The organism is Adlercreutzia sp., assembly GCF_056795635.1.
Genome location: NZ_JBQIIT010000003.1, coordinates 97,518 through 111,415, shown reverse-complemented (window position 1 = coordinate 111,415; position 13,898 = coordinate 97,518). Strand labels below are relative to the sequence as shown.

General features: G+C 65.5%; 1 protein-coding gene (only partly in view). It reads left to right on the top strand.

Features of this window, described 5'->3' with window-relative positions; all coding sequences use genetic code 11:
* Nucleotides 1-13,898, top strand: the final stretch of a protein-coding gene (locus ACTOXK_RS02745) for a hypothetical protein (RefSeq protein ID WP_482279221.1). The gene continues 24,043 nt to the left of window position 1, outside the view; 13,898 of the gene's 37,941 nt are visible here — the last part of the coding sequence; the start codon falls outside the window, past its left edge; it ends in the stop codon at nt 13,896-13,898.

Here is a 13,898-nt window from a genome sequence, read left to right as displayed (position 1 = left end):
AGTTCTCCCTCGGCGAGCCGGATCGGGGCCAGACCATTACGCTTTTGGCCGACGAGGGCACCCCGGCCGAGGTGACTGATACCGTGGCCGACGCCCTGACGGCCAACGGCGCCGATGTGGACATCCAAACGGCGGCTGACGATGGACAGGATCCCACGGTCACCGTGTCCGACTCGGTGCACGTGAACCACTTCGCCACGGTGGTTCCGCGCTACGACGACACCAAGTACGCCTCCTTCGAGCGCAGCCGCGCCGGCTTCTTCCGCTCCGAGGAGCGACCCACCATCAAGATCGATGCGAAGCAGTGGTACTTCGCCGGCACGGCCAACAACGGCTACGGCTGGACGAGCGAGTCGATCATGCTCGATCCAGAGGACTCGCTGTTCATGCGCTACGAGATTACCCTATACAACATCTCCCGGGGCCAGATGACGCTACTCGGCTATGACGCGGACGAGTATCCGAGCGATACGTGCACGAACCCTTCGGTCTCCACGCTGCTGCCCCGCATCCAGAACTTCGGACCCACACCGGCCTCCATGTTCTCGAAGCTGCCGGACAAGACGGCCGATCAGAAGCTGCGTGAGCAGCAGGCGGAGCAGATTCAGGCCATCGGTCGGGAGCTGCAGGGGCTCGTCGATACCGACCGCGCTGCCTTCGAGGCGAAGCTGAAGGAGCTGAGCGGGCGGCTGAAGGCCATCGACATCATCTCCGGCGACCGCGTGCCCGAAACCTCGAAGGAGACGGTGGAGGCCATCAAGACCACTGTGGCCGCCCAGGCCGAGGCCATCATCGGCTATCATCCGCGCACCGTGGACCCGGACACCGGCCAGGTGACCGAGCCCTACTATGACATCAGCACCGTGAAGGCTTCCGATGCGAAATCCGTCGGCCGCAACCTCGTGGTGCAGGGCAACAACCTCATTAACCGCGTGTCCAAGGAACGCCCCTACAGCCGCGTGTTCGAGTACGTTCCCTATCAGAAGATGTTCGAGACGGACAGCGCCGGCAAGCCCGCGAGTCCGCTGAACGAGAACTACCGCCACGATCCCTCGTCGCCCTCGGCTGGCGATGCGACGCACATGAACACCCAGGTCCCGCAGTGGACCTACCGGGTTGTGCGCTTCAAGGAGTACCTGCGCGACGACGACGGCAACCTGTGGACGAAGAATGCCGACGACAGCTACACCTACATCCGCAATATCCACGACACCGACAGCTCTGGCGGAGAAGGAGAGGGCGACGGCGAAGGCGACGGCGGCGGCGACGGCGAGGGCGGCGACGGGGAGACTCCCGCTCCTGAAGAGAAGCCCATTCCCGACAAGCCCGTGGGCGACTTGGTAGAGTACGGCAGCTTTACCGAGTCCGATCCGGTGGCCATCACCGGCTCCACGGCGGCCCTGCGCGAGGAAGAGGGCATGGCCCAGCTCGGCGGCGGCCTCATTGCCAACGGCGGCACGACCATCTCGGCCAAGGACGAGTTCGCCTACTTGTACGGCGACAATGTTTCCAAGGCCGCCGTCTCCCCGCAAGACGACGCCGTGGCTCCGAGCGAGGGCGATGCCTCCGCGACGTCTAACACCCGCCGCAGCTTCACCTGGAACTTCACCGGCGAGAATGGCAGCCGCGGAACCCTGAACGCCGGCGAGGCCATCATCATCGACTTCACCATGCAGTTCAATCCGAACTCCTCGGCCACCACCGATGTGGGCAGCGCCCTGGTGCTGTCGGCCTATGCCGACAAAGCCGGTTCCTACAGCTTCTACGACTGGCCCCTCTTCCGCATCGACGGCCAGACGAAGCAGACGGTGCTCGTGGACAAGGCCACGCTGAACGATCCGGAGACGGCGGTGTCCAAGGACTCCTCCTACCGCTCCGACCTGAACGACGGCAACGGCAACGGTGACCGCACCGAGACCCTGCTGCGCAAGGACGTGGACTCCATCGGCTGGACCAACAACGACCAGGTGGTTCAGGAGAAGATGGTGCAGCCCACCTACACCGACGAGAAGTTCTCCAAGCGCACCCAGACGGCGGCCGTGCCCGAGGGCGGCTCCTATATTTACGAGCTCATCCAGCAGTACACGGGCAACAACCCCTCGACGGCCATGCTCTACAAGCACTCCACCTTCGTGGACACGCTGCCCCACGTCGGCGACAAGGAGGCCTCCACCTACGACAACAACGCGAAGAAGTACAACCTGCGCCAGTCCCAGTGGTCCGGCTGGCTCAAGAACCTCGACTCCATCAAGATGGAGTATACGGACACGACCTACGACGAGACCGTCGGCGACATCAAGGGCAAATACGAGCTGGCCCTGGAAGACGGCTACGACAAGGTGACGGGTCAGGAGGTCCACGCCCAGGGCCAGGTGTGGGTTGGGCCCATTGCCACCGAGGGCAGCGGCGCCAACGTGCGCTACCGGCCCCTGACCACCGACGACATCGTGGAGCCTATCGATATAGCCAGCGCCAATCTCGATGCGACGGAGATGGAAGCCGACAAGATCGACGAGTACATCACCAAGTGGACCGTGGCCCACGTCACCGGCAACGGCGGCGAGACCACCGTTGCCGCCGCCATGGCCGAGCTGAACCTCGTGGACCTCAACGACTTGAAGGCCTACGTGAAAGCCCATCCTGACGAGGCCGAGGCCCTCACCCGCTGCATCGGCACCATTTGGTGCCGCGTGCTCGACGACGATCTGTACCTCATGACGAACAACGGTGACGTGCGCTTGAAGTACGAGCTGACGGCGCCGCTGAACCTTCCCAAGTACCTCGGCGGTGCTGGCAAGACCTACAAGTCCATCGATGGCTTGAAGGAAGATGCCACCGAGCTGCAGAAGCGCCTGTGGGAGACGAGCCAGTGGAACACCTTCATGTCCATGGCCGACTACCGTTCCAGCGAGAGCGGCCTGACCTATCGCAAGATAGAGAACAAGCCGGCCGGCGTGTACGTGGATGCTCCGGAGGGCTACGGCTACCTGGGCAGCTACGTGTGGCTCGACAACAACTGGGACGGTCTGACCAACGACACCCTGGGCGAGACGACCACTGACACCCTGGGCAACGAGACCACGTACCACAAGGGGGCCAACGGCCGCTATATCCTGTCCACGGAGAAGTCCATCGACAGTGCCCGCGGCACCTATGCCTACACCTACGACGGAGGCAAGGACACCAGTGCCCTGTTCCGCGATTTGGATTACGACGGCAAGCCCGATGACCCGGGCGTGAACGGCGTGAAGGTGGAGCTGCTCAACGAGTGGGGCGTGCCGGTGAACCGCAACGGCGAGGCCGTGGCCCAGGTGCGCGAGAGCACTACGTCCTCGAAGATGATCTGGGTGAAGGCCGACGCCAAGACCGGCAAGCCCATCCGCGGCATCTACGGCTACGAGCCCATTACCACGGCTGAGGGCGTCGATCTGGGCGCCTACGTGTACACCACCGAATCGGACTACTACAACAACCGCGGCTACTACATGTTCTCCATGCTGAAGCCGGGCAACTACCGCCTGCGCTTCACCTTCCCGCGGCAGTACGCCAACTACGCGCTCACTACCAAGCGCATCGGTGCGGCCTCGGCGCCCGTGGTCAACGAGAAGGGGTCTCCCACCGGAGACACGGAGGACATTTCCTCCTATCTGTCCGTAAACCGCACCGGCGATGCCATGACCGCCACCTCCGAGGTGATTCGCGTGGACGCGGTGGCCTTCGATGCCGATCGCTATGCTGTGGGGGCCGATCCTCAAAACGAGATCTACGACGCGAAGATGACCAGCTACAACGTAGGCATCGCCCGTCCGGTGGTGTATTCCGGCGTGGCCTTCCGCGACGACAAGCTGGCCGGCTACGAGGATATGGAAGAGGATCCCGAAGAGGGTGGCGACGACGGCGACGGCGACGGTGGCGACAACCCCGGCGGCGACGGCGGCGGTGACATCTTCAACCCGCAGAGCGCTCCGGTCGCGACAGGTGCGCAGGATGACGGCCCTGAGGATGATGCCGGCATCGCGCCGCTGTCGCTCACGCCGGACAACGTGCCCGACTACGATGCCTCCAAGGGCGAGCTGCCGCCGTTCATTATGGTGAACGGCAAGTTGACCCTGAATCTGAACAAGTACGTCGAGAACGACGGATCGGTCGACCCCGAGCTCATCGATGGCGTGCTCGACTGGGTGAACGTGAACCTGGACGAGTCGAATCCCTACGAGTACGGCCTGGCCGTCGACGAGCTGCGCCTCAAGAACATGAAAGTGTCCGTGAAGGTGTACGACGAGGAGACCGACACCTGGGAGCAGGCCTACGATACCGACGGCAATCGGGCCGAGGTGCAGACCGACTGCGTGCTCATGGTGTCGGAGAAGGGCCAGAACAAATGGACCCGTGCCTTCGACGACGCGGGCAACAAGCTCGTAGCCGTCGAGGATCTGGACACCCTGGATTGGCGCTGGGAGCCCGCAGAGGGCGATGCCACCGGTGCCTTCAGCTTCTCGCTGGAGCCGGAGCACAACTACAAGATCGTTTGCACCGACACTAAGAACCGCGTGCTCAAGCCCTCGGTTATGACCTGGGAGAACGATCCTCTGAAGCGTCCGGTCGCCAACGCCGAGGATCAGACGGCGGATGCCGAGGGCAACCCGACCGACCAGGTGGCGGCCATGTGGGACAACGACCTGTGGCTCAAGGGCGGCATCGGCGAGACCAACAGCTTCTACGCTGCGGTACCCGTGGATGCCAAGGGCCATGCGGTCTACGAGGACCCGCGCAACCCCTGGAAGGGCTATAAGGTCTACGACAAGCTGGCCCTGGGCTGGATCGACGGCACCAAGGGCTTCCTCGGCAACTACGTGTGGAGCGACAAGAACGACGGCGCTGATGCTGCAGGCAACCCGGTGTTCTACGACGGCATCCAGGGCGACGTGCCCAACATCGGCGTGGGCGCGGTGACGGTGACCCTCGAGCAGTACTACTGGCTGCCCGAGGACGCCGATGCCTTCTCGGCCCGGGACTACAACCCCGGCACCCCGGGCGACAACGGCAACGGTCGGGGCCGCTGGGTGCTCAACGACCTGGAATACAAGACGGCGCGCACCTCCTCGGCCGGCAGCTATGTGTTCAAGGGTGTTCTCACCTACGTGGCCGACCCGAACGCGCCGAAGACCGTGAAGGACGAGGACAAGACCAAGTACCTGGCCGGCTATCGCGTACGCATCGACCGCGACAACCTGAAGGCCGCGGAGCGCGACTGGGGCATTTCCCTGCGCAATGCGCCGACCAATCCGCTGACCGGCCAGTTCGACGAGGAGCTGGACTCCGATGCCGCCATGAGCGCCACGCTTGTGCGGGATGCCGACGGCAACCCCTATGTGCGCGATGGCAAGGAGGTCTACGCCTACTACCTGAACGAGAGCGGATCCGGCTCCACTGCGGCGCCGACGCCGGGCACCGGGCCCCTGACCGTGACCGGCGGCCACGATGCCGATGTGTCCTTCGATCAGATGATCGTCATGGCCGGCGGTGCCGACGATGTGGCTACGGCCCGCGAGAACATCCGCCGCGTTTCTCGCAAGAGCGGGAACATCACCACTACCATCGATTACGACCTCGGCGCCGCCCAGCGCATCGAGCATTGGGATGTGGGCCTGGTGGAGGTGCCGCGGTCCTCCGTGACCGGCGTGGTGTGGAACGACGAGGACTACGACGGCGTGCGCACCGACGACGAGGAGGGCCTGGCCGGCGAAGCGGTGTCCATCAGCCAGTGGTACTACGACGGTGCCAACTGGGTGCAGAACCCGAACTTCGGCAACGATGTGCGCACCTCGGTGGCCGCCAGCTGGAAGACCGAGACCCGCCAAGATTTCCAGGGCAAGGACTACACGGTGTGGGTGCGCGATTACCTGGATGCCGGCACCGGGGCCCTCGCGAAGGCCGAGACGACCAACGAGGAGTCCACGCTGCCTATTGGCGAGACCCAGGATGGCGGCTGGGTGACGGTGCATACCGATGCCGAGGGCGCCTACACCTTCGAGAACCTGCCCACGGCCTACACTAACGACGAGGGCGAGCATTTCCTGGCCGCCTACCGCGTGCGCCTGGACGGCCTGCGCGTCGAGAAGAAGTACGACGAGGACGACCCGACCAAGCTGCTCTACGAGACGCCGTGGATGATGACCCACTTCCACCAGGGCGATGATGAGCAGCGCGATTCGGACGTGGAGGACAACCAGGGGCAGCAGACGCCGGCTCTGCGCATCGTGGGCCGCGAGCCCGACCATACGGGTACGGGCACAGCCGTGCAGCAGCGCTCTCTGGACCGCGACGGCCAGATCATCCTGGCGGCTCCGGTGGGCACCGGCCGCGAGAACGCCTACCAGCCCTCCCAGGTGAGCATTCCGCTCGCCGATGTGTACCAGGACGCGACGGGTACGGTGAAGTACGACTACCTGACCCGCCGGGCTGCCGAGGTCCAGGGCGGCGACGTGGGCGAGATCGCCGTGCCCCGCCGCGAGATTTCCGGCCGGGTGTGGCGCGACGACGACTACGATGGCGAGCAGGCCTACACGGAAGAGGAGGAAGACGTGCTCGATGAGCACGGCGATCCGGTACTCGACGAGAACGGCGAGCCGCTTAAGCGGACGGTGAAGCGCTACGACGAGCCGGGCATCGAGGACGAGTCGGTGACCCTTACCCAATGGTACTTCGACCCGGCCGATGGTGCCTGGAAGCGCAACGAGCAGTTCGGCCACGATGCCATGAACGCCTTGACTGCCATCGCCACCGACGACTGGGCCGCCGGCGAGCCCCACGAGGCCGCGCTGAGCGATGACGGCCGCGTGACCCTGACCACCAATGGTGACGGCCTCTACAGCTTCAAGAACCTGCCCACGGCCTATGTGGACGATACCGGTGCCTTCTACCTGGCCTCCTATCGCCTGACCCTGAACGGGCTGGAGCAGACCGACGTGCGCGATGGCGCGGGCAACATCGTGTCCCGCGTTCCATGGATGATGACCCGCTACCACGAGGGCGCCCTTGCGAGCGATTCCGATATCGACGATGGTCTCGGATCGACTCCGGCCGACACCGTGGTACCCTACCCGCTCACCGGTCGCGAGGAGGCCTTCGAGAACGCCATCGACGAGGGGACGCGCGCCGAGGACGGTCAGATCATCCTCGCGGCCCCCAAGGATGCCGCCGCTACCCTGGCTGCCGACAAGACCACCCTGGTCACGGTGCCCCACAACCAGGTGATCAGCGAAGCGACCGGTTCGGTGGTGTTCGATATCATGCGGGCGCGGGCCGATCGCTACGATGGCGGCGATGCCGGCGAGCTGCCGGTGCCCACCCGCTCGCTCACCGGCCGCGTGTGGCGCGATGCCGACTACGACGGCCTCCAGGATATGAAGACGACCGAGGAGGTGTCGCTGCCCGACGGCTCCACGACGACCAAGCTCGTGGAGGAGGGTCTCAAGGGGCAGACCGTCACCTTGGAGCAGTGGTACTACGATCCCGATGCGGTGAACCCTGACAGCGCCCCGGCTTTCCTCACCGACGACTTCGACTACGATACCTTGAACCTGTCCGGGAAGATCTCGGCCAGCTATGACACGAGTCACTGGTTCCGCAACGAGGACTTCGGCACTGATATATACACGACGCTGCGCGACGGCGACCATCCCCTGGTGACCGGCGATTGGGATACCGCCGACGCCGTCGTGGCCGACGGCACGGTAGCTGTGCGCACCAACGATGAGGGCATCTACCGCTTCGATAACCTGCCCTGCGCCTACACCGACGATGCCGGCAAGCAGTACCTGGCCGGCTACCGCGTGAAGCTGGACCGCCTCACCGAGAACTACGACCGCGATCATTACGGTTTGCCCGAGGAGGGCGCCTGGATGATGACCCGCTACCACGAGGGGACCGATGAGCGGGCCCTGGCTGTGGATTCCGATTTGCCGGACAATCTGGGCATCACCGAGCACTACCCGATCATCGGTCGCGAAGCCTTCGTGGCCGAGGAGGGCGCGGATGCCGACGGCGCGCCTCTCGTGGCTCCCAAGCGCTACCTCGGTCAGCGCCAGGAGATGCTGGAAGGCCAGATCATCCTGGCCGCCCAGGGCAAGGATCGCAGCGCCACGGCTCAGGAGACTATTGCCGCCACTGACTTCCAGAACGATCTGGACGGGCGGCTTACCTTCGACTGGATGGATGCTCGCGACTATGCCACGGGCGCCGATGCCGTGAAGGCCGGCGATGTGGGCGAGCTGCCGCCGCCGACCCAGGACATCGTGGGCATCTTCTGGAACGATGCCGACAACGACGGCGTGCAATCGGTTGACGAGGCCACGGGCCTGCCCGTGGTGCATGCCGTGGATCCCGCGGATCCGGAGAGGCTCGTGCCCTTGCTCATCGAGTACGCTGAGGACGGCACTATCACGGTGTACGAGGCCATCACGCCGACCGACGGCGACGGAGAGGGCGCTCCCCTTATGAAGGGCGACGTGGTGAAGCTCTCGCGTCTGGAGGCCGACGGCCTGATTCACCTGTACGCCGTGGACGACGCTGGTGCCGAGACCCCGGTGATGCGTGCGAACGAGCTCACGGGCATCGAGGAGCCGGTGGTCTACGAGCCGGAAGAGGCTGTGGACGGCACCGCCTACCGCGACGGCACCGTCTATGACGAGAATGCCAGCGAGGACGGCATCAACAACGCCCGGGTGACCCTGGAGCGCTATATTCCCGACGAGAACGGCAACTGGGTGCGCGACCCCGAGTGGGCGCTGCCCGGCGAGGGCTGGACCGACGGCAACGCCGATCCGGACTACTACGACCAGAACACCACGACGGCCTGGCGCAGCGACCCCCAGCACGTGCAGTACACGAAAGTGCAGGAGTACGCCCCGGTGGTCGAGGGAGGCGATCCGGTGGTGCGCTCGGGCGTGTACCGCTTCGAGGATCTGCCCACCCAGCGGGCGGGGGCCAACGGCGAGAAGATCATCTACGGCTACAAGGTGCGCTACACCGATGCCGGCTTCAAGCAGCGGGCCTGGATGATTGCGAAGTACCAGCAGAAGGACAACTTCACTCAGGACTCCGACCTCATCAACGTCAATGCCAATCTCATGCAGGCTGACGAGTACGATGTGCTGTTGAACCGCCAAGACGAGAGCTCGGTGCTGGGCAACCTGACTGAGGGCAACCCGTCCAACAACGACAACCAAGACAAGGGCCTGCTGCCTCTAGACGAGGCCCTGGCCCAGAAGAAGCCCGCTTCCCGGGGCGCCTCCCGCGGTGCCGCCGCGACGGTGGCCCGCGCTCTGGCGGCGCTGCCCGCGGCATCGGCGGTCGGGGAAGCGGCTGTGAGCGCTCGCTACGACCTGGGTGCCGGCAGCGATCGCGCCTATAACGACGCGGCCCTGTTGAAGCGCAAGACCGCCACCATCGAGGGTGTGCTGTTCCAGGACGGCAACTACGATGGCATCAACCAGGTCGACGAGCCGAAGTTGGCGGGCAAGCACGTGTACCTGCGGGCCTGGGGCCTCAAGTTGGTGGCCGACGACCAATGCGCCTGCGATGATCCCGTTGCCGGCGATGAGGGATCGTGGCCGGCGTCAGCCGGCGCCATCGAGGCCCGGGATGCCGCGGGCCAGCCTATGGCCGGCTACCATTACGAATGGGTGCCCGAACCCAACGGCACCGTGCGGGCCATCACCGACGCCGAGGGTCGTTTCGCCTTCGACGACCTGCCCGCGGCGACGCGCAACGTGAAGGCGGGCAACGACGAGGGCAACGATGACGTGCTCGTGACCGACGACTGGGACGAGTGGTATCTGCTCGGCTACACGTTGCAGGTGGAGGGCCGCGCGGGCCAGGACGGCACCGTGCGCGGCATGCCGGTGACCCGCCTGCTGTCCGATGACGGCGACGAGCCGGTGAGCGCGGCGGCCTCTAAGGTGCACCGTCCCGGAGACGCGACTGTGCTGAACGACCGCCTGGCCAACGATGCCGGCTACAGCGAAGACTACTACGCTATCACCCTGAGCGAAGTGAACATCCAGAATGAGGAGAAATCGGTGCTCGATGGCCGTTTGGTTCTGGCCGATCGGGCGACGACCGATGCCGATCCGGTGGGCGCGACAGATCCCGCGTACTACGTGGGGGCCAACGGTATGGCCTTCGACCTGTCCACCATCCGCGATGCCGACTGCATGAACGGCGGTTTCGGCCCCTTCGGCACGGCGGTCATCTCCGGCGTGGCGTGGGACGATGCCAACTATGACGGCATTCGCAATTACAAGGCCATCGACGGCGAGACGGAGGAAGACGGCTCGGAGCAGGATGATGGCACCGCAGGCGATGGCACCGCAGGCGACGGTGCCGAGGGCGACGACGCTGCGGGCGATGGGGCCAACGGCGAAGGCGAGGGGAGCGGCAACGAGGGCGATGGCGAGGAGCAGCCGGACAAGCTCGTTCCCCTGGAAGACCCGCTCGTGGGCGAGACGATCTACCTGACTCAGGAGTACTACGATCCCAAGGCTGCTGGCGGAGCCGGGGCGTGGGTGCACAACCCGGCCTTCGGCAATCCGGTGGACGACCCCCATCCGGGCGATCTGACCGCTACCGATAGCTCTGTGAGCGTGCGCCACGTGACCGACAACACTCAATACTCCATCGAGGGCTTCGGCTACACCGACGGCAACGGCGACTGGCAGCCGCTGTGGCTGGCCGATGCGGAAGATGCCGACTTCGTCACGGTGTTCCCCTGGGAGGACAAGTATCCGGGTCGCTTCCGCGACGGTATGACTGTGACGGCTCTCGATGGAACGACCCACACTATCGAGATCAAGCCGCACACCCAGTACGGCGTTATCTGCCGCCAGCAGGATCGGGATGGCAACTTGGTGACGAGCAAGCAGCCCTTCTACGTGGCTACCCGCGGGGCCACGGCGGTGGCCGGCGTGCCCTTTGCCGAGGGTGATGTGGATGTGACTGCCGTGGCGGTTGCCTTCACAGAGCGCGAGCGGTGGTGGAAGGAGGTCGGCGACGACGCCATTGCCGACGTTGAGGCCGGTCCCGACTGGAACGGCTGGGAGTACGCAGCGGTGCCCGAGGGAGCCACGGCGGCTGAGATCGCGGCCCACGGCTCTTGGGCGGTGGCCGACGAGGCCGGGTTCGTCTCCATCGAGGGGCTGGCCCAGCGCACGGACTACCAGCTGGTGGCCCGCTTGCGGGCGGCCGGCGACCCGAACGGCCCTGAAGGACCCGAGGCCGAGACGGTCCGGGCTTCTGCGGTTCGCGCCGGCGACGCTGTGGTCTTCCCCGATCCCGGCGGAACCGAGGTGTGGGCCGTGCGCACCCCCGCCGACAAGGTGGGCGACTCCAACGGCTACCTGCCCGAGGGCTTGCCCGACACCCCCGAGAACCGTCAGGGTTCCGTAAAGCCGGCGCCTCCCGGATCGCTCTCCACCACTACCGGTGCCGATGGCGGCTACCGCTTTGGCGCCCTCCAGTGCTACGTGCAGAAGGACGCGGCGGGCGATTTGGTGGATTACGGTGTGCCCGGTGCCGCCGACGAGGTGTTCCAGACGCGCTACCGCGTCTACATGGCAGAGTTGAACAACGGCTACGTGATGTCCCGCTTCCATGTGGGCGGCCCCGACTCCGACCTCACCCGCAGCGAGGAGGGGGCGCTTACCCTGCGCCAGGCCATCACCTACCGCAACGGTATGACCATCGACGATGGCTATGCCTACCTGAGCCGCGAGAGCACTAACAAGCCGGATTCCGTGTTCGGCTCCCAGTACGATGACGATGCCGATGACAAGAAGGTTGCCTTCGACGTGCCCGCTCCCAGCGGAACGGTGCTCGACGCCGGCGCGAAGGCCCCGAATCTGAATACCGTCTCCGGCACCGTGTGGAACGATGGCAACCGCAACGGGCTGCGCGAGGAGGGAGAGGCCGGCATCGTCGGCGCCACGGTGGAGCTGACCCGCTACTGGTATGACGGGGAAGAGGGCCAATGGGTCTTCGACCGCGACTTCAACCGCCTCGTGGATGCCCAGGGCAATGTGGTGCAGCCGGGCGGCGCCACGGTATATCTCTCCGCCGAAGAGCAGGCGAGCACCTGCCGGGTAGTGACCACTGGGTACTTCGAGCGCCGCGTGAAGGACTTCCTTGGCGAGGAGCAGGTTATCGAGTACCCGCAGGGCTATTACGAGTTCAACGACTTGCCCGCTACCGAGGTACGCGTCATCGGCAATGCCGAGCAGACGGTGGTCTACGGCTACCGCGTGAACGTGGTGGATATGCCGCGCGGCTTCGCCGTGACGGGTCTGAACAACGGCGAGGATATCGAGACCGACTCCGATCTCGACGAGGCCACGACGCGCCTCGATCCCGAGGGCGAGGTGGCCGTTGACGGTCTTATGGTGCTCGCCATGGCCGCCGACGATGCCGATGCCGAGGAGTCCAAGGTGGACGGCCCCGATGGGCTGCGCTGGTCCACGCTCGGGTCGCGGTCGAGCCACTTCAACGATGCCGGCCTCATTCCCTTCGCGGGCACGAGCGTGAGCGGCTGGGTATGGAAGGACGCCGATAAGGACGGCCTCCAGGCCGAGGACGACGAGCTCGTGATTGATGCGGAGGTGGTGCTGGAGCGCTCGGTGGCTACCTTTGCCGATGCGGTGGATGCGGGCTGGATGAGCCGCATCACCGACGGTGCTCCGGGTAGCGACCTGGATGCTGAGGGCAACCCGCTCCAGGGAACGAAGCGCTATCTGGATATCGCTTGGATCGTGGACGGCGCGAAGCCGCCCGTGGATGAGTCGCCGAATCCCGATGGGGACGAGGTTCCCGGCACGCCGGGCGACGATGAGGATCCCGCCGATCCCGATGGGGACGGTGGCGGCGCGGGCGATGACGGCACCGATCCTGACGATGGCGCCAATCCCGACGGCGATGGCGACGTTGACGACGGCACAGGCCTCGACGGCGATGCTGGTGCCGATGGCCTGGTCGCCAGAGCGGCCCTGACGTGGGTCACCCGCGTGTACGGTCTCGACGATGGGGCCGGCGATGCAAGCGATGGCAATGTCGATGGCGACGACAACGGGGGCGCCTCCAGCGGGGAGGATGCCGGCGACGACGCCCCGAACGACGGGGATGCTGATACCCCCGACGAGGGCGATGGCGACGACGAGGATGCCCAGGCTTCGGCGCGGCTCAAGAAGCTGCTGGACATGGATGTGCCCGATCCGGCGGCCGATCTCGACCGCAACCAGGATGACGGCGTGCTTTCCGAGGGCGTCTGGGAGCGCGTGGCCGCGACCAAGACCGACCTGGAGGGCGGCTATGCCTTCGCCGGATTGCCGGCGGTGGATGGCTACGGCCGCCCCTATGTGTACCGCGTGCGCATGGAGAAGCCGTCGGATGCGGAGTGGGTGCCGCTGAATGTGGGCGAGGATGACAACCTCGACAACGACGTGGCCCACATGAACCTCCGTGGCGAGGACGTGGACGACAACGTGGGCATCAGCGAGCCGCTCGGCGTACTGAGCCCGCGCGGAGCGCCCAATGCCTATGGTGTCGCCTATCAGGTGCTCGCCCCCCAGCAGTGGACGCGCGATGCCGGACGGGCCGTGGATCCGGGCTACTATGTGGAGCCCGACCCCGATCCCGAGGAAGAGGACGACTGGATGACGGAGATCTTCCAGAAGGACTGGCTGGCGAAGGTGACGCACAAGCTGCTGCCCCAGACCGGCGATCCTACCTCGCTGCTGCGTTTCATCCTGGCATCTTTGGCGGGCCTGGCGGCTATGATGATCATTCTCTCGCGGCTGCGTCGCCGTGAAGAGGAGGAGGCCGAGCGCTGGGTTGACATCACCATCTAG